Below are 17,679 nucleotides of genomic sequence, written 5' to 3' on the forward strand. Positions count from 1 at the left end.
CAATTTCAAATCATTAATACATGACATTATTGTTAAATAATCATCATCCGCAATCTCAATATGTTACAATAACATTAAGTGGGTGAGGGGTTTTTCAATTCGATTTATAACATCTACCTTTGGGGGTATCTTTTATTTTTATACCGAATGGCAGGAAATTCTTTTGGACAGCTTTTTAGGCTCACCACCTTTGGTGAATCGCACGGGAAAGCCCTAGGGGGCGTCATCGATGGTTGTCCTGCCGGATTGGAACTGGACCTTGAACTGATCCAAAAGGATTTGGACCGAAGAAAACCGGGACAGTCTGCCATTGTTACCCAACGCAAGGAACCGGATACCGTGGAATTTTACTCGGGACTGTTTGAAGGTAAAACTACAGGAACACCGATTGGTTTTGCCATTCATAATACCAATCAGAAATCACACGATTACTCGCATATCAAGGACTCGTATCGGCCATCCCATGCCGATTATGTGTATGATCAAAAGTATGGGTTTCGGGATTATCGCGGAGGCGGGCGTAGTTCTGCCCGTGAAACGGCAAGTAGGGTAGTGGCGGGTGCCATTGCCAAACAGTTTTTGGGTAATGTGAAGATCAACGCCTTTGTTTCCCAAGTAGGGGAACTCAAATTGGATAAACCCTATCAAGAGCTCGATTTCTCCAATATCGAGTCCAATGCGGTCCGTTGCCCGGATACCGAAATGGCCCAAAAGATGGAAGACTACATCAAGGCCATTAAAAAAGAAGGGGATACCATTGGTGGGGTGGTCACCTGTGTGATCCAAAATGTACCAATCGGTCTAGGAGAACCGGTTTTTGATAAGCTCCATGCCCGTTTGGGCGAGGCCATGTTGTCCATCAATGCTGTAAAAGGTTTTGAATATGGCAGTGGCTTTGCCGGGGTGGCCATGAAGGGTAGTCAACACAACGATGCCTACAATTCCGATGGCACCACCCAGACCAACCGAAGTGGGGGAGTTCAGGGAGGAATCAGCAACGGCATGGACATCTACTTCAATGTGGCCTTCAAACCTGTGGCCACCGTTTTGCAGGCATATGACACCATCAACAAGGAAGGTGAAAAAGTGACCACCCAAGGTAAGGGAAGACATGATCCCTGTGTGGTGCCGAGAGCTGTCCCCATCGTGGAGGCCATGGCAGCACTGGTCTTGGCGGACTTTACCCTTTTGGCGCGCACCAATAAAATCTAAGAGGGCGTTAGGTGGTTTCCAAGCAAAAAAGTATCTTACTGCCATTAAAACCATCTTATGAAGAAATTGGAATTGCACTGGCGTATCCTTATTGGTATGGTCATGGGTGTATTGTTTGCGCTATTAATGGTTCAATTTGAATGGGGCCCCAAATTGGTGGCCGATTGGATCAAACCTTTTGGAAACATTTTCATCAATTCTCTAAAACTTATTGCCGTTCCCTTGATTTTGGCGTCCCTTATCAAAGGGGTTTCAGATTTAAAGGACATTTCTAAGCTATCCAAAATGGGGGGTAGGACCATAGGTATTTATATCATTACCACGGTAATTGCCGTATCCATTGGTTTGATGGTGGTGAACGTTGTGAAGCCAGGGAACTCCATCACTGAGGATACCCGAAACGAATTGGTGGAAAATTACAAGGGCGATGCGGATTCCATCAAATCCAAAGCAGATAAACAAAAAGAAGCCGGACCGTTACAGGCATTGGAGGATTTGGTTCCCAGCAATATTTTCAAGGCGGCGAGCGATAACGGCAACATGCTCCAAGTGATTTTCTTCGCCATATTTTTTGGCATCGGACTTATTTTGATACCTGAAGAACAGGCCACACCGGTCAAAAAATTCTTTGATGGGTTCAATGAAGTGATACTAAAGCTCATCGATATTATTATGTTGGCCGCACCCTATGGCGTTTTTGCTTTGTTGGCTGCTTTGGTGGTCGAATCACCAAGTATGGACCTTTTCAAGGCTTTGGCTTGGTATGCTTTCTGTGTGGTCCTTGGTTTGGTACTGATGATCGGTATATACCTTTTGATTGTTTGGATCTTTACCAAGAAAACCCCATCATTTTTCTTAAAAGGCATGTCGCCGGCCCAATTACTGGCTTTCTCGACCAGTTCCAGTGCAGCGACACTGCCCGTGACCATGGAAAGGGTAGAAGAGCATTTGGGAGTAGAGGAAGAAGTGACCAGTTTTGTGCTTCCGATTGGTGCCACAATTAATATGGATGGAACCAGTTTGTACCAAGCGGTTGCAGCGGTCTTTATTGCGCAGGCATTTGGTATGGATTTGAGTCTATCCGCCCAGTTGGGGATTATTGTGACGGCCACTTTGGCCTCCATAGGTAGTGCCGCGGTACCAGGTGCCGGAATGGTTATGTTGGTGATCGTTTTGGCACAAGCGGGGATTCCAGAAGCTGGATTGGCCCTTATTTTTGCTGTGGACAGGCCTTTGGATATGTGCCGTACGGTCGTGAACGTTACGGGAGATGCCACGGTCTCCATGGTAGTGGCCAAATCCGTAGGAAAATTGGGAGAACCCAAGGTGAAACACTGGGACGACAATTACCATAAGAACGAACCGAGCTAAAAACAAGAGCATCATGAACATCTGTTTTTTAATGTACCCATGGGATGAGATCAATCCGGAGAATGATACTTCTTTGGCTTTGATTCATGAATGTGTGAAAAGAAACCATGGGGTGGCCCTTTGTACCCCGGCCAATCTAACGATAAGAAACAGTGTTACCAGTGCCTTTTGTACTGTGATTAATCGGATGGATAAAGTGTCCAGCAGTCAAAAGACCTTTTACAAACAGGCCACAACCCGTGAAGAAATGCTTCCTTTGGCTGGCTTTGATGTCATCTTTATGCGTGCCAATCCTCCGTTGGACCCGTTGATGCTCAATTTTTTGGATTCCGTAAAAGATGATGTGTTCATTGTCAATTCGCTCCAAGGACTTCGCGAAGCAAATAACAAATTATATACGGCCGCTTTTGGGGATTCCCATAGCAATATTATTCCGGCCACCCATGTGTCCAAGAATAAGAAATATTTGATCCAACAGATCAGGAATTCTCCTGCAGATAAGATGATCTTGAAGCCTTTGAACGGGTACGGTGGTTCAGGTGTCATCTTGATCGAGAAGACGGCCATGTCCAACATCAATTCGTTGTTGGACTTTTATGTAACCAACTCAGATGGAACTTCCAACTACGTCATACTTCAAGAATACATTGAAGGTGCGGATCAAGGCGATGTGCGTATTTTGATATTGAATGGTGAACCTATTGGCGCCATGCGGCGCATCCCTGGAAACGATGACCACCGATCTAATGTTTCGGCTGGAGGCTCTGTGGCCAAACATACCATGACAAAACAGGAAAAGGCCCTGTGCAAGCAGATTGGACCTAAACTGGTAAAGGATGGTCTCTATTTTGTGGGTATAGACGTAATCGGCGGCAAGTTGGTAGAAGTGAATGTGATGTCTCCGGGTGGCATTACCTATATGAACAAAGTGTACAAGACCAAGATTCAGACTAAGGTCATCGATTTTATCGAAAGTAAGGTGTTGGACAAGTTAAAGGCATTTGACCGCAGGTCAAGATTGCGTAACGAAGTAGAAAATGCATAGATGTTCCATAGACGAAATACTCCTAAAGATCCAAAATGAGGAAAGTTTTGAAGCGGTAGCCGAAGATTATTCCTTTACCCTCAAAGTTGAGGATTACGTTCCCTATGTGTGCGGTGCCGTTCACGATGGTCACCAGTTTCGAAAATCCCTTTGGGACAATTGTACCCATACCCAATACGAACGTTGGTATGAGGAGGACCCATGTACCAAGGCCATGGTGCAATCCCATCCCATTGTCATTGCAGGTTGTGATAGCCGGTTCGAGTATGATCTTAACCGCCCACCAGAAACGGCCGTTTACAAAGATGCATGGGGCAAGGAGCTTTGGAAAGAACCGCTACTGGAAAAGGAAAAACAGATCAGTCTGAACAAACACCTTAATTTTTATAGAGTGGTGAAGGTCTTGATCGAAAAATTGGAATCCAAATACCCAAAGATCTTGGTTTTTGATATGCACAGTTATAATTGGAAACGATGGGATAGGGAAGTGCCCGTTTGGAATTTGGGTACCATCAACATCAATAATAACCGATTTGGAGCATTGGTAGAGCAGTGGCGGGAAAGATTGGAGAACATGGTTTTGCCCATTGAGATGCAGACTACGGCCAAGATCAATGATACCTTTCAGGGCAATGGATATTTTTTAAAATATATCACCAGGAATTTCGATAATACCTTAGTTTTGGCGACGGAAATTTCCAAGGTTTACTGCGATGAGCATACAGGCATCATCTTTCCGGAAGTGGTGCGTTCGGTAGAGGAGCAGTTTAAGATCATGGTTCCAAAAATGGTACGTGCATTCGAAATAGAAAATGTATGATCGGGGAAAAGGAAAAACAGGAATTGGCCAAGGAATATGCCGATTTGTTCGAAATTGATGCCAATCTAGACCGGTTGGTCAGTAAGATTGAATTGTTGAGTTACATCAACCCCATCAATATTGAAAAGGAGAAGCATCGTTTCTTTGCTTCAAAATATACTGCGGAGCCTGAGTTTAAATATCCCAAGCTAAAGTTTGATCCTTACAAGTTACATCGGTTGTTCTTTTCGCAACGGTTGGAACGCATTGATGATGAACGCATCCGAAAACTGTACCAAGAGGTCATCTATTACTATTCCAACATGGTGCAGTGTATCGAGACCATCGGCAAGGGTAAGAACTTTTATTACAATTCCCTTCGAGTATATGGGACCCCTACGGAAAAGGATGTTCAGAACGCACGGTTCATTCTTCATTTTGCGGACGAACCCGTGGCTTCGGATATGGAAAAAGTGTTTACTGCAGAAGAGGCACAGGCCTATTTTGTGGACTTTGTAAAACAGTACGATTTTCCGTTGAACATTAAGTTTTCCACACACATCGCAGCAGAGGCCATGGTGAGTAACAGCTCCCAATCCCTGTTGATCAAAAAGAACAACAAGTTCAGTAAGAACCAGTTGTTGACGCTTGCCAACCATGAGATCGGGGTGCACTTGGTGACCACTTATAACGGTTTGTTGCAACCTTTGAAGATTTTTTCCAACGGACTGCCCAAAAATGTGGAGACACAGGAAGGTTTGGCCGTGTTCAGTGAATATATGGGTGGAGCCCTTACGTTAAAGCGTTTGAAGGAACTGGCCTATCGTGTTTTGGCAGCGGACAGTTTGATCAAAGGCTATTCTTTTGCCGATACCTTTGATCTGATCCATGGGCAGTACAAGCTGAACCGGGATGAGGCGTTCACCATAACGCTCAGGGCACACCGGGGAGGTGGTTTCACTAAGGACCGATTGTATTTGAGCGGATTGCGCAAGATTTATAAGCGCTATCAAAAAGAGGAGAGCATGGACAACATGCTTACCGGAAAAGTGTCCTTGGATCATGAGGAAACCATCAAATACCTCAGAGGTATGGGATTGGCACAACCCATTACCCATCAAAGCTACTCGTTCAACACCAAATTGAACACCAACAAGACCTTGGATTTTATCCTGAACAATTTAAAATGAGAAAGGGCCGATGATTCGGCCCTTTCTCTTTGCTTTATAGGGAAATATACCTGCCTTTCGGATATTTTACCTGAAAGAAAAGCTTTCTTTCTGGGATTGCTGTGAGGTTAGCTCCAAATTCCAAGTCAACAATCCTTTTTTGTCATCGTAATCCGCATTGTTGGTGACAATATCGTCCACTTTGATTTCCTTGTTTTGGGAAACGGGAATTCGGTCCATGAGTTTTAGGCGGATCGGAACATTTTTGTTGTTCTTGATTTCCAAAGTGTAGGTGCGATCCAAAATCCTATTGCTTCCTGCGAAGGATTTGCTTTTGAAGTCACGTTCCTGTTGCCGAGTGACCGTCACATTATTGTCTATGCCCAAGGAAAGGATCATTTCTTTTTTGGTGGTATAGGGATCGATGACCGTTTTACCGGCATAGGTGCCCTCAAAATAAACGTTGGCTTCCCCAGGCAACAATTGGTGTTTCTCCCAATCGGTGAAACGGGCGGTCAAGAATACATTTTCGTTGAGGATGGGCGCTGCAAAATATTCGTAATCGGCATTCATTTTAAAGGTATTGATCTCTATGGCTGTAATATCCCCGTCGGAATTGATGGTGTAAGCCTTTTTGATGGCAAACTCTGTTTTGGTGGCCCCTTCCATAGTGTGGCTCTTTTTAGTGGTGATCACTACGACCCCATTTACACCCTTGCTACCATAAATGGCTGTTGCATTGGCTCCCTTCACTACTTCTATATCCTGAATCTCGTTTTCGTCCAGATCACCTTCAGAAAATCCATCCACTGGAATACCGTCGATGATGTATAAGGGTTCTTGTACTTCGGTGGGTATGGTAACAGAACCTGTTCTTCTTACTTGTACTCCGGCAACTCTACCCGATAATGCTTTTGATGTACTACCGTAACTCATGACCACCACTTCGTCCAATGTCTGTATATCTTCTTCCAAACTAACATTCATAATAGAGGAGTAGATGGGCAGTTCCTGTTGGTGCATGCCGATATAAGAGTAGACCAACTCTTGGCCCTGTGCCACATCGATGGTATAATTGCCGTCAAAATCGGATTGGGTTCCCTTATTGGTACCTTTAATGATGATGTCGACACCGGGAAGAGGCTGTCCACTTTCGTCGGTAATGGTGCCCACTACTTTTTTGACATTCGGGTTAAAGGCATATCCTTTTTTCTTCACGGAGGGTGCATATCGCTTTTGATAGGAGGATACAAAGTTGAGATACTTGGCCTCCAAGTTGGGCTTGGCAATATTGTAATTGGGGTTGCCTGTGGATAGCACCATATGCACGTTGTTCCAGTCCTGACCTGTTTTTTGGTACACATTGGCCTTATAGGCCAAATTCAAGGGTGCATTCAATCCGGTTGACTTGATATCGTAATTGGGCACCCATCCCGCGTCCCTGACCAAGTAGGTGAGCGTGGCGTTCAAGTTGGTGGCAATAGGGGCGTCAAAAGTGATGGTGATTTCGCCTTGGGGCACTTCCGGGGCGTTGTTCACTTCGGCGAGTTGGTGTTGTAGGTCGCCTACTTCCAATTTTAGTTTGTTGATGGTAAGGTTGGTCTTGAAGATCTCATTTTTGATGGCCGTGGTGCGTTCCCGGTAATAGGCCCCGATCTGTTTCATGCGGTCCAGGTCCAATACTTGTCGGTCCCCATTGACCAATCGGTTGGAGGTGATGACTTTTTCTTCTTCCTCGAGACCGGCAATGGTATTTTTCAACATGGCGATTTCATGTTCCAACCGGATGATTTCGTTTTCCCATTCCTTTACCTTGGGATTGCTTTCGGATTTCTCCAAATAGTTGATGTTGTACACTAGGGAAAGGATGGAAACGGGACCCAATCCTGAAATCTGGATGCTGCTCTCATCAATTTTGTGGGAAAGTCCAGTAAAAACTACCTCATTGGAGCCCTCTTGGAGTGAACAGGTAGCGGTTCGGGTAATTTGGGCACCGCTGAGGTATACCGTAACCTCTTTAATCTTGGAAGGTATTTTTGATTCGTTGGCAAAAAGGAAAAAAGGGGCCAATACAAAGAGAATAGCTGTATTTTTCATAGGATTGGATTTAAATGTTGCTCAAACCTATAACTGGACAGTCACCCAAAAAATCAGGAATAGTGTGAAATGGTCAGGCGGGTTAGGGAAGTGGGAGTTCCGGTGAGTCAGCCCAAAAACTTGGCCTTTAGTTCGGGGGTGGGAATCATGCACGATTCTTGTTTGCCAAACCATTTGTAGCGGTTACGGGCCACAAAATCATAAATGACATCCCTGATGGATTTTGGGATCCATTTAAAAATGGAGGTCAATTTCCACAAGCCACCCAATTCTCCTGCAATTTCCAGTGCGGCATCCGATTTGGTAAAATAGGCTACTCCCGGTTCAATCAGAATAATGGAATCGACCTGATTGGTATCAATATGGCGTTCAGTAATCAATTGCTCTCCCACCTCGCTCTGTATCGCCGCATAGCGAAAGACGTCTTTTTTGTCCCGTTTGATTACAAATTGTACACTGCCATTGCAGAGGTTACAGACCCCGTCGAAGAGGATAATTTTTTTGTTTTCTTCCATATCATTGTTCCCGCGAAAGCGCAGCATCTCATTTTATTGCAAAGATACTGCGCTTTGGATAGAAAGCTATTGAGTGGAAGGAAAGGTTTATTGCTGATGTCCTACTAGGTTCCATATCTCATCGGGAGTATTCTTGCTTAATTCAAGAACATTTTTACCTGAATTGGCCATGGCCTTTCTGATGATGTAATTTCCGGTTCGGTATCCTATGGATTGCCTTCCGTCCGGATGCTCGAACATCCAATGTTGATAGTTGGCATCTATAGGCAGCGCCAGGATTTCCTTCATCCATTGCTCTGCAACTGCGGCTTCTGGTGGGCTGTCCGCTTTCATGGACTGATGGGTATATTCTTCTGAAAACACCACGGCCAGTCCTTCGTTCACCGCGGCAATGGGTATACCGGGACCATACCTGTTATCCTGAATGGCCCAACCTCGGGATAAATGGTGGAACTCATGAAAAATAGTATGCTTCAATGCGGTTTGTGACGCTGCGGTAACACCACCTGGGTATTTCTCCGAAATTTGAATGGCCACGAAGGGAGGGGAATTGGTTTCGGTGCGCCCGGTAACCCCACCAACCACATCAAGGTTCCAATCCACAATTTCAACGGTCACCGTAATGCTGTCCGGAAGTTGGGGGAGTAGTGCCCTGATTTCAACTTCTGAGTTGGTGATGATCTCTTGGATCAACTCTTTCTGTTCTGAGGTGAATGAACTTTCTTCCTCTTTAAAGGTGATAGTGGCACCAAGTGGCTGCGGTTGATTTTTGCAACTGTTGATTAGTAAAAGTGTAGTGAAAAGTAATAGGATTTTGATTGATTTCATTTTGTATATGCTTTCCTTGGAGACTTCCCATAACCGAAAATGTTACAAGGGAACATAGAATATTGGGAAAAAGGACATTTCAAACTAACCAAAAAGGAAAAAGGAAATCTCTCATGAATTTGGTGGACAGAGAAATCAATTCTTCATCTGCTCCCTTTCAAGCTGCTTGTCCCCCCATTCTTTAAGGTGGGTGATAAAAGGAATAAGTTCCTCGCCGACCTCAGTTAGTGAATATTCCACTTTTGGCGGCACTTCGTGGTACACTTTTCGGTTGATCAAATTATCGATTTCCAATTCGCGTAGGGTCTGTGTCAACATTTTAGTTGTAATGTCGGGTAAGGTTCTTCCCAATTCCCCATAACGTAAAATGGAATGTTCATGCAAGTACCATAAAATTCGGCCTTTGTATTTCCCACCTATTCGCCTAAAAGCATAATCAACAGAACAAGTAGCAACTTCTGGACACTCTTTTCTTTTTTTCTGCATTTTAACATATTTTATTTAACTGATAATCAACAATACATACTTTTTAGTAGGTATATTACTAAAAAGTATATACTTGACACAAAGATATATACATTCTAGTTTTGCTCCTCATTAAAAAGCAAATAAAGATGGAATTGAAGTTGAAAAACAAAGTCGCTATTGTCACTGGCTCATCAAAAGGGATAGGGGCAGGAATTGCAAAAGCATTCGCAAAGGAAGGGGCAAAGGTTGTGGTCAATTACGCCTCAAGTAAGGAAAATGCTGATAATGTAGTCCGTGAGATTTCCCAAGATGGAGGTACGGCCATTGCCGTGCAAGCGGACATATCGAAATTTGAGGACATCAAAAGACTCTTTGAAGAGACAAAAAGTACTTTTGGGAAATTGGATGTTTTGGTCAATAACGCTGGGGTTTTCAGAACGGAGCTATTGGATGAAATTACGGAGAGCAGCTTTCACCTACAGGTGAACACACATCTTATGGGGCCTATATTGAGTATTCAAGAGGCAGTAAAAGCCTTCGGGGAAAGTGGTGGGAGTATTATCAACCTCAGTTCTACGGTAAGTCAAAACCCCGTACCAGGTTTTATGGTATATTCCGCAGCTAAAGCCGGTATAGATAATGCCACCAAAGTATTAGCAAAGGAGCTGGGATCTAAAAGAATACGAGTGAACGTTATTGCCCCCGGGATTACGAATACTGAAGGAAACCATGAAATGGGAATTATTGGCGGTGAGGTAGAAAAACAAATGGTTCCCCTTACACCATTGGGGCGTATTGGACAGCCAGAAGATATTGCTAAGGTAGCTGTTTTTCTAGCCTCGGAAGATGCAGGGTGGGTCACTGGAGAGAGAATTACCGTATCCGGTGGTTTGTTATAAGATTGGAAAACCACGGATGTACAAAACATCTGTGGTTTTTCTTTTTCAGAATGACGATTGCTTCAGGTTATTTTAATGCGTAATTGATGTAACCACCGTCGGCCAACAATTCTGTTCCTGTAATAAAACTTGCATTGTCGGAAGCCAGGAACAAGACCGCTTTTGCAATCTCCTCGGGTTTTCCCATTCGTTGCAAAGCTGTGGCTGCGGCAAAAAAGTCTTTGGCGCTGCCTTGTGTCGCCTTGTCAAATCCAGGTGTTTCTGTTGGTCCAGGACTGACAATGTTCACCCTGATCTGTCTTTCTGCCAATTCATTGGCGGCAATTTGGGCAATTTTGTTCAATGCCCCTTTGGTGGCAGAATAGATACTGGCGCCTGAGTTTGTGGCTGTTGCCACGGTTGACGAGGTGAACAGTACGGTTGAACCATCCGCCAAATGTGGAAGCAATTTTTGCAACGTAAAGAATGAACCTTTTACGTTTGTATTGAATTGCGCATCAAAGTCTTCTTCCGTTACTTGCCCGATGGGTGCAAATACTGCTATGCCCGCATTTAGGAAAAGCACGTCTATTTGGTGTCCACTTTCCGCCACTGCTTTTTCCAAAGCTGAAATGCCGGTTAAAGTTGAGGTGTCCGAAACTACGGTTTGTAGTTTTTGACTGTCGATTTCCTCCGCTGCTTTCGTAAGGTTGGCTGAACTTCTGCCCGTGATGAGCACATTCGCACCATTTTCTATAAAGGCTTTTGCTGTAGCCAATCCAATACCGGTACTTCCTCCAGTGATCACTACATTTTTGTCTGTAAAACTCATATTAATGATTATTTGTTTGAGCCGCAAAGGTAGAACCGATAGATTTATTTTAGTAACTTTGTTACAAAAAGTAACTGTAACTCCCGAGTAACGAAGTAACCTATTGGTAACAAGAAGTGGTATGGAATGTAAAGAAGTCCGTGCAGATATGCATAAAAAAGAAATGATGGCCGTTCAAGATGCCATGGATGTGCTGAGTGGCAAATGGAAAATATCCATTATCTCTTCCATCTGTTATTATAACAAGAGGAGATTTTCCGATATTTTGAATGATGTTAAGGGTATCTCCAACAAAATGTTGAGCAAGGAATTAAAAGAACTTGAAATAAACCAGTTGATCAAGCGGATTGTTCTGGATACACAACCCGTTACCGTACAATATCAACTTACAGAGCATGGGAAAACGTTGCAGACCATTATCAATAATTTGACGGACTGGGGTAAAGCGCACCGGAAAAAAATCATTGGACGATAAACACCAAAGGGAGTAATCCTTATGTAGTGTTTTAATACAGTGTTTTTGTTTCAAGAATCAACCTAAAAAAGGTCGGATAATATCACAGCGTATTCAGAAAACTGCCCAGGTCCATATCCTTGTCCAATCCCAGTTTCTTTTTCAATCGGTATTTGGATGCTAATGATAATGGAATAGATGATGGCACCACATGGAGTAGGGATACTTCAAATTTTGTGGATGTAAAAAATGATAAGACCTATACCGTTGGTCAATCGTATACTTTTAAACCCTACAGACCCAATATGGCAATAGACTATGTGGAATACTATGGTACCCTTTTCGATTACAATGGTCTGCTTGGAAATGCCAATTTGGGTTCCCATACCGGGACGGTAAAGTTGGATGATTTGAAGATGAACGATGAGGTGGAATACACCTTGAGTTTCAATGTGGGAATCACGGCACACTTTAAAATGGTACGCATCAAATAAGAATTTATCATGAACTATAATGAAGCAGTCGGCCGCTCAAGTGGGGTTCAACCATTTGATGCCGGCTGTTTTTATTCCCGGAAAGATGGGAATCTGAATCTTTGAACAAATTGGGGCTAACTTTTGCAGCACTTGTATTTATTGGACGCCCATTTCATTTATCTTATACCGTAAACTTTAAAATCATGCCAATGGCCAACCATATGTAGCAAACCAAGGCTGCCCATTTCAATATTTTTTCCAGTAACGGGCTTTTGGGTGCCATTTCCTTATGGTGCTTTACATTTTTCCATTTAAAAAAGCCGAAGTACAGCATCAGACCGGATAGGACAATAAAAGCCAGGTTCAGGAAAAAAGTGTAATTCACGGAAAAGTGTTCTTTTTCTGTAATTCCCTTGTCCGTTCCCTGTGGAATCAGATTGAAGAAATCAAAACCATAATGCAACAAAAGTGATGCGGCCACCAATGAAGTGAGCAGCAAGAAAAGGATAAAAAGAGACATTTTCCAGCCGTAATATTTGGCATTGATGCGCAATACGGGAAAAACGACCAGGTCACTGAAAATAAAGGCCATAACCCCAGCAAAACTTACTCCTTTGCCGTACAGCAAAGCGGCCAGCGGAATGTTGCCCATGGAACCAATGAAGGTTAAAAATGCAGCAACGGGACCAACGATAACATGTTCCAGCAGTGTGAAAAAACCAAACGACTGCTCACCTTGTCCGGTATTGATAAACAGGGTTTGAAAAAAGGAATCGGGTACAAAAGTGGCAACAATGCCCGCAATGGTAAACCCTACCGTAACATCTTTCCATACCATTTTCCATTCCATGCCATATTGCTTGCCCACCTTGGCCCATTGCTCATATGAAGTGATCTTTTCGCTGAACGACACTTTGTCCATATCCTCATCACCCGATGCATCAAGTCTTTTTTTTGCACTTTGGATCAATTTCTTTGGATTGATGATTCGGATGAGTGCCCAGCTGGATAGAATGAGCAAAATTCCGCCCACATATTCCCCGACCACAAACTGCCATCCCAAAAAGATGGAAATGATGATTCCAAGCTCAATGACCAGATTGGTGGATGCCAGTAAAAATGCAATGGAGGAAACAAAACTGGCCCCTTTTTTAAATAATGATTTTGAGGTGGCAAGTGCCGAAAAACTGCAGGAACTGCTTATGAAACCAAAAAAAGTGCCCAGCAAAATGCTTTTCCCCCCTTTGTCTCCTATTACCCGTTGCATCCTTTTTTCGGTGATGAACACTTGGATCATGGAGCTTACCAAATAGCCCAGTGCAAAAGCCCATATGGCCATCCAAAAGAAACCCAAACTCGTATAAGCCGCCTTGCCCCATTCTTGCAAAAATTGATTCATGGATACCTTTGATTTTATCGGTTCAAAAAAAATGTTGTCCCTATTATCGAGTGATTATAAGTTCAAGGATTTTTTTTGCAATTCAAAGGAATGCTGCAGTAATTATGAAGGTTTGTCAACATTAGGACCCTAAAACCGATAAAAAAAGCCGCTAAAAGCGGCTTTTTGTTTTTATGTTATGTGGTGTAAGGTTATACTTCCCAACCTTCTCGATAGGTACGGGTAACAAACTGGTTGGCATCTTCAAAGTTGGTGATCTTCATGTTGTCGCCATCCCAAATCAGTTTTCTTCTTCCATAAAATTCCATCTGACCTTCTGGGTTTTCTTTGCGTAACATATAACTACGGATGGCCAAGTTGCCCATCAAAACCGTTTCTGTCATAGGTCCTGCATAATCGAAAGAGGAGGTAAGCCCTAGGTGTTCCTCACTTCCAAATCCTGCTTTACAGGCATCCACCCATTTGCGCTGGTGCCCGTATTCCGGTTCAGGCATCTCTTCTACTTCGGGACCGAATTCAGTGGTACCATCGTTCAAATATAATTTGGGTGTCAACGGAGAACTGTCATTGATGTTGGTGGAAATGACACCGTTTTCACCATGGATCAATACCCCATTATAACTACCGGGGCCTCCTATATCACTGTCGGCGGGAATAATTTCGGGGTGAGAAGGACGTATACCACCATCGCTCCAAGTCATGATCAATGGAGATCCTGTTTTGTCCGTGGCTTCATAACTTAGGGTGATGAAGGAAGATGCAGGACAACCTTCTGGATGGTAATCCGGGGTCCACATTTGGGAGAACACCGTACCCACACTACATTCAGCAGAAGTAGGATAGCCCAATTTCAAGGTTCGATAAGGAATGTCCACCAAGTGACAACCTACATCTCCCAAGGCACCGGTACCGTAATCCCACCATCCTCTCCAGTTGAACGGGTGAAGGTTGGGCGTATAGGGCTTCATGGGTGCTGGCCCCAACCACAGGTTCCAATCCAGGTCCGCTGGTTTACTAGCCGGGTCTGGCTCGGGCATGGCATATCCTTGTGGCCAAACGGGCCTATTGGTCCAAATTTCCACTTTGGTGATTTTTCCCAATGATCCAGAGTCTACCCATTTTTGGACCATGCCCAGAAGTGGGTTAGATCCCCCTTGGTTCCCCATCTGGGTCACAACTTGTTTGTCTCTTGCCATTTGGGTCAAGATACGTGCTTCACGAATATTGTGGGTCAAAGGTTTTTGCACATATACGTGTTTGCCCAGTCCCATGGCATAGGCAGCAGCTGGACCGTGCACATGATCTGGTGTACTGATGGTGACGGCATCAATGCCTTTCATCTTATCCAGCATTTCACGATAATCATTGAACAGTTTGGCTTTTGGGAAACGTTCCACCGACCTTTTGGCAGAACCGGAAAAATCGACATCGCAAAGCGCCACTACGCGTTCACGGCCGTCCACCGAGGCATTTGCAATATCACTGGCACCTTTACCGCCCGCTCCAATGGCCGCCAAATGCAGGCGGTCACTAGGGGCCAAATAACCAGGGCCACCGAGTACATGGCGTGGCACAATAAAAATGCTAGAGGCCATTGCGGTGTTTTTAATGAAGTTTCGTCTAGTTGTGGAGGATGCTTTTTCTTTCATCTTTTTACGTGATTGTCATAGAAGTTTGGACAACAAGGTAAAAAAATAATAATGAGAATGTTGTTCATTTCACAAGGATAATGTGAAAATTCATGAATGATATGATCCGTTGGTCTTCGATGGGTTATAATTGGCAAAAAAATAGCACTAATCACAGGGAGATTTCGCATGGGTCATCGTACCCCTCATTTTGAAATGACGTTTGGGTTTATTTTTTGGCCTCCACCAGCTCCAATTGGTCCACACTCACATTGGTGGTGAACATACCATAATTGACCACAGCCTTCCCTTTTTCAAGGGTATCTATGCTGCCCACCGCTTTACCGTCCATCAAACGGACGCGGTCGCCAATTTTGAACACGGGACGGGGTTTGTTCTTTTCGGCTTGAACTTCCTTTTTCTTTTTGACGATTTTCTCTACTCGAACCTGTTTGATTTCCTGTTCCAGTTCTTGGGCCACTTGTTTTTGCTGATTCTGCTTTTCCTTGGCTTTTTTGGCCGAGGTCTTTTTGCGTTTACTGTTCTCGGTTTCCACGATTCGCAGCAATTCCGAAATCAGAGGGCGTTTTTTGTGGTCAATGAAATATTGTTCCGCAATCGTATTGACTTTATTGCCCAATTGGATCATCCGTTGGTTGTGGTCGTATAGTTCTTGGTAACTCTCCAATTTGGTCTTTATCTTGGAGTTGAGTTGTTCCAATCGATCTGCCTCTTCCCGGGCCTTGGTTTCCTCTTCCTGGAGTCGGGTTCCCGTTTGCACCATTTTGCTACGTTCTTTTTGCAGTTTGGCAATGGTGGCGTCGAAACGGACCTTACCCCGTTCAATCTTCTTTTTGGCTTTGTTGATTAAAGAGTAGGGGATGCCGTTTTTTTGGGCCACCTCAAATGTAAAGGAGCTCCCCGCTTCACCCAAAACCAATTGAAAAGTGGGTTCCAGGGTTTTGGAATTGAACAGCATATTGGCGTTTGTGGCGTGGGGCAATTCATTTGCCAGTGCCTTCAAATTGGCATAGTGGGTGGTGATGACACCGTAGGCTTCCCGTTCGTAGAAGACTTCCAAAAAAGCTTCGGCCAAGGCGCCTCCCAATTCAGGGTCACTACCCGTACCGAACTCATCGATCAAGAACAAGGTTTCGTTATTGCACTTCTTTAAGAAGTGGTTCATGTTCTTGAGTCGATAACTGTATGTACTTAAATGATTTTCAATGGATTGATTATCTCCAATATCCGTCAGGATTTTATCGAACAAACACACGGAACTACGCTCGTGCACGGGAATCAACATGCCACTTTGAAGCATCACCTGCAATAGGCCAATGGTCTTTAAAGTGATGCTTTTTCCCCCGGCATTAGGCCCGGAAATAACGATGATTCGGTTCTCCGGATGTAGTTTAATGGTCTGCGGCCAGGTCTTTTCCAGCTTTCGCTTGTTGGAAAGATAGAGCAGGGGATGATAGGCCTCTCGGAGATACAATTCCCTAGTCTCGTTGATTTCCGGAAGCACCCCGTTCATCTCATTGGCATATTTGGCCTTGGCAGCGGTGATATCAATATCCGTCAAATATGCCTGATATTCCTTGAGTAAAATGGCAAAGGGTCGGATTTGATCAGTGAGTTGGTTGAGGATACGTTGGATTTCCTCCTTTTCTTCAAATTCGAGGTTGTTGAGTTCCCGGGCATAGGCCAAGGTGGTTTCCGGCACAATGTACACGATGCTTCCTGTTTTGGAAGTGCCCATCACGGTACCCTTTACCTTTTTGCGGTGCATGGCCTTAACAGCCAGAACCCGACGGTTTTCTACCACGGACTCCCGAATCTCATCCAAAAAATCCAAGGATTGGTAACGCCCCAAGGCGGCCCCAAAACTTTGGTTGATCTTGCCCCGAACTTCGTTGATTTGGCTTCGGATGTGTCTTAGTTCGTCAGAAGCGTTGTCCTTGATTTCCCCAAATTTATCAATGACGATATCAATGGCTTCCGGAATCTCGGTGTTGTACTCCAGTACTTCAGACTTTTGGAACAGCAAGGGATAGTACTCCTTGAATTTTTTCAAAAACTTCTGGTGGATGGTGACCGTTTTGCAGATGCTTCCAATTTTTCGAAAACCAGTGATCTCCAGTGTGCTGTTCTCAATCTTTAAAAGCCCCAATTCGGGGTTGATTTGGTCGAATCCGTGATTGGGAATACGGTTGTCGTTGGAAAACGATGCCAAGTATTCGGAAGTTTGGCCCAAACGCTCCAATAAATCCTCCCTGTTTGGGATGGGGACAATATCCAAAGCCTGTTCCTTGCCCAGTTCGGTATTGCACCGGGCGGAAATCTGTTGTAATACCGTCGGAAACTCGAGGTCTTGAAGTGTTTTTGGGTGAATGTTATGCATCTTTTTTCACTAGCAGCGCAAAGATAGGATTTTGTATGAAGTGGTCATGCAAAACGGCAGGCAATGCTTACATTTGAGAATTCCTGTTTCGCTTCTAAAATAAATTA

16 protein-coding genes are annotated in these 17,679 nt (G+C 44.1%); 8 read left to right on the forward strand and 8 right to left on the reverse strand.

Annotated elements, in window-relative coordinates; translation table 11 throughout:
* Window positions 1–147 precede the first annotated feature (147 nt).
* From aroC to D2U88_RS15805, 5 genes are read left to right on the forward strand one after another with little or no spacing between them, the layout of a single operon-like run.
* Window positions 148–1,212, forward strand: a complete 1,065-nt coding sequence (gene aroC, locus D2U88_RS15785) for a chorismate synthase (RefSeq protein WP_119641491.1) — start codon at window positions 148–150, stop codon at window positions 1,210–1,212.
* A 57-nt stretch (window positions 1,213–1,269) separates the two neighbouring features.
* The gene (locus D2U88_RS15790) at window positions 1,270–2,583 is read left to right on the forward strand and encodes a dicarboxylate/amino acid:cation symporter (protein WP_119641492.1); all 1,314 of its coding nucleotides are present in this window, start codon (window positions 1,270–1,272) and stop codon (window positions 2,581–2,583) included.
* Window positions 2,584–2,596: 13 nt separating this feature from the next.
* Window positions 2,597–3,628 carry a glutathione synthase gene (gene gshB / locus D2U88_RS15795; RefSeq protein ID WP_119641493.1) on the forward strand — a complete coding sequence of 344 codons (1,032 nt, stop codon included), beginning with the start codon at window positions 2,597–2,599 and terminating at the stop codon, window positions 3,626–3,628.
* Entirely contained in the window at window positions 3,621–4,448 is an 828-nt protein-coding gene (locus D2U88_RS15800) for an N-formylglutamate amidohydrolase (RefSeq protein ID WP_119641494.1), read from the forward strand. The genes gshB and D2U88_RS15800 overlap by 8 nt, the downstream gene beginning before the upstream one ends.
* Complete coding sequence (locus tag D2U88_RS15805; protein WP_119641495.1) at window positions 4,445–5,617, forward strand: flavohemoglobin expression-modulating QEGLA motif protein; 1,173 nt, start codon at window positions 4,445–4,447, stop codon at window positions 5,615–5,617. Before D2U88_RS15800 ends, D2U88_RS15805 begins: the two co-directional genes overlap by 4 nt.
* A 66-nt stretch (window positions 5,618–5,683) precedes the next feature.
* On the opposite strand, the gene D2U88_RS15810 is transcribed toward D2U88_RS15805, so the two are convergent.
* From D2U88_RS15810 to D2U88_RS15825, 4 genes are all read right to left on the reverse strand, one after another.
* On the reverse strand, window positions 5,684–7,693 hold the full coding sequence (locus tag D2U88_RS15810; protein WP_235855804.1) for a mucoidy inhibitor MuiA family protein: 2,010 nt from the start codon (window positions 7,691–7,693) through the stop codon (window positions 5,684–5,686).
* 107 nt (window positions 7,694–7,800) lie between these two features.
* Entirely contained in the window at window positions 7,801–8,235 is a 435-nt protein-coding gene (locus D2U88_RS15815; protein ID WP_235855805.1) for a thiol-disulfide oxidoreductase DCC family protein, read from the reverse strand.
* Window positions 8,236–8,295: 60 nt separating this feature from the next.
* On the reverse strand, window positions 8,296–9,036 hold the full coding sequence (locus D2U88_RS15820; protein ID WP_119641496.1) for a DUF2268 domain-containing putative Zn-dependent protease: 741 nt from the start codon (window positions 9,034–9,036) through the stop codon (window positions 8,296–8,298).
* Window positions 9,037–9,171: 135 nt separating this feature from the next.
* Entirely contained in the window at window positions 9,172–9,522 is a 351-nt protein-coding gene (locus D2U88_RS15825) for a winged helix-turn-helix transcriptional regulator (RefSeq protein ID WP_119641497.1), read from the reverse strand.
* A gap of 128 nt (window positions 9,523–9,650) precedes the next feature.
* On the opposite strand from D2U88_RS15825, the gene D2U88_RS15830 reads away from it, so the two are divergent.
* On the forward strand, window positions 9,651–10,403 hold the full coding sequence (locus D2U88_RS15830) for an SDR family NAD(P)-dependent oxidoreductase (RefSeq protein ID WP_119641498.1): 753 nt from the start codon (window positions 9,651–9,653) through the stop codon (window positions 10,401–10,403).
* Window positions 10,404–10,470: 67 nt separating this feature from the next.
* On the opposite strand, the gene D2U88_RS15835 is transcribed toward D2U88_RS15830, so the two are convergent.
* Window positions 10,471–11,214 carry an SDR family oxidoreductase gene (locus D2U88_RS15835; RefSeq protein ID WP_119641499.1) on the reverse strand — a complete coding sequence of 248 codons (744 nt, stop codon included), beginning with the start codon at window positions 11,212–11,214 and terminating at the stop codon, window positions 10,471–10,473.
* A gap of 121 nt (window positions 11,215–11,335) precedes the next feature.
* Between D2U88_RS15835 and D2U88_RS15840 the strand changes: the two genes are divergently transcribed.
* Both D2U88_RS15840 and D2U88_RS15845 read left to right on the forward strand, forming a co-directional pair.
* A complete protein-coding gene (locus D2U88_RS15840; protein ID WP_119641500.1) occupies window positions 11,336–11,689 on the forward strand; it encodes a winged helix-turn-helix transcriptional regulator in 354 nt (117 codons plus the stop codon).
* A gap of 119 nt (window positions 11,690–11,808) precedes the next feature.
* Window positions 11,809–12,162: a hypothetical protein gene (locus D2U88_RS15845; protein WP_119641501.1), complete on the forward strand. Its 354-nt coding sequence runs from the start codon at window positions 11,809–11,811 to the stop codon at window positions 12,160–12,162.
* A gap of 163 nt (window positions 12,163–12,325) precedes the next feature.
* Here the strand turns inward: D2U88_RS15845 and D2U88_RS15850 are convergent, their stop codons facing one another.
* The 3 genes from D2U88_RS15850 to D2U88_RS15860 all read right to left on the reverse strand — a co-directional run bounded on the left by D2U88_RS15850 (window position 12,326) and on the right by D2U88_RS15860 (window position 17,572).
* Window positions 12,326–13,543 (reverse strand): permease, encoded by a 1,218-nt coding sequence (locus tag D2U88_RS15850; protein WP_119641502.1) that lies wholly within the window; start codon window positions 13,541–13,543, stop codon window positions 12,326–12,328.
* Between the two features lie 191 nt (window positions 13,544–13,734).
* A complete protein-coding gene (locus tag D2U88_RS15855) occupies window positions 13,735–15,138 on the reverse strand; it encodes a Gfo/Idh/MocA family protein (protein WP_417935312.1) in 1,404 nt (467 codons plus the stop codon).
* A gap of 262 nt (window positions 15,139–15,400) precedes the next feature.
* Window positions 15,401–17,572: an endonuclease MutS2 gene (locus tag D2U88_RS15860; RefSeq protein WP_119641504.1), complete on the reverse strand. Its 2,172-nt coding sequence runs from the start codon at window positions 17,570–17,572 to the stop codon at window positions 15,401–15,403.
* Window positions 17,573–17,679 lie beyond the last annotated feature (107 nt).

Source organism: Flagellimonas aequoris, from assembly GCF_003584165.1.
Lineage (GTDB): Bacteria > Bacteroidota > Bacteroidia > Flavobacteriales > Flavobacteriaceae > Flagellimonas > Flagellimonas aequoris.

Excerpts from the sequence above, each read along its gene's own strand:
- aroC (WP_119641491.1), top strand. The coding sequence starts at position 148 with ATGGCAGGAAATTCTTTTGGACAGCTTTTTAGGCTCACCACCTTTGGT.
- D2U88_RS15790 (WP_119641492.1), top strand. The coding sequence starts at position 1,270 with ATGAAGAAATTGGAATTGCACTGGCGTATCCTTATTGGTATGGTCATG.
- gshB (WP_119641493.1), top strand. The coding sequence starts at position 2,597 with ATGAACATCTGTTTTTTAATGTACCCATGGGATGAGATCAATCCGGAG.
- D2U88_RS15800 (WP_119641494.1), top strand. The coding sequence starts at position 3,621 with ATGCATAGATGTTCCATAGACGAAATACTCCTAAAGATCCAAAATGAG.
- D2U88_RS15805 (WP_119641495.1), top strand. The coding sequence starts at position 4,445 with ATGATCGGGGAAAAGGAAAAACAGGAATTGGCCAAGGAATATGCCGAT.
- D2U88_RS15810 (WP_235855804.1), bottom strand. The coding sequence starts at position 7,693 with ATGAAAAATACAGCTATTCTCTTTGTATTGGCCCCTTTTTTCCTTTTT.
- D2U88_RS15815 (WP_235855805.1), bottom strand. The coding sequence starts at position 8,235 with ATGCTGCGCTTTCGCGGGAACAATGATATGGAAGAAAACAAAAAAATT.
- D2U88_RS15820 (WP_119641496.1), bottom strand. The coding sequence starts at position 9,036 with ATGAAATCAATCAAAATCCTATTACTTTTCACTACACTTTTACTAATC.
- D2U88_RS15825 (WP_119641497.1), bottom strand. The coding sequence starts at position 9,522 with ATGCAGAAAAAAAGAAAAGAGTGTCCAGAAGTTGCTACTTGTTCTGTT.
- D2U88_RS15830 (WP_119641498.1), top strand. The coding sequence starts at position 9,651 with ATGGAATTGAAGTTGAAAAACAAAGTCGCTATTGTCACTGGCTCATCA.
- D2U88_RS15835 (WP_119641499.1), bottom strand. The coding sequence starts at position 11,214 with ATGAGTTTTACAGACAAAAATGTAGTGATCACTGGAGGAAGTACCGGT.
- D2U88_RS15840 (WP_119641500.1), top strand. The coding sequence starts at position 11,336 with ATGGAATGTAAAGAAGTCCGTGCAGATATGCATAAAAAAGAAATGATG.
- D2U88_RS15850 (WP_119641502.1), bottom strand. The coding sequence starts at position 13,543 with ATGAATCAATTTTTGCAAGAATGGGGCAAGGCGGCTTATACGAGTTTG.
- D2U88_RS15855 (WP_417935312.1), bottom strand. The coding sequence starts at position 15,138 with ATGGCCTCTAGCATTTTTATTGTGCCACGCCATGTACTCGGTGGCCCT.
- D2U88_RS15860 (WP_119641504.1), bottom strand. The coding sequence starts at position 17,572 with ATGCATAACATTCACCCAAAAACACTTCAAGACCTCGAGTTTCCGACG.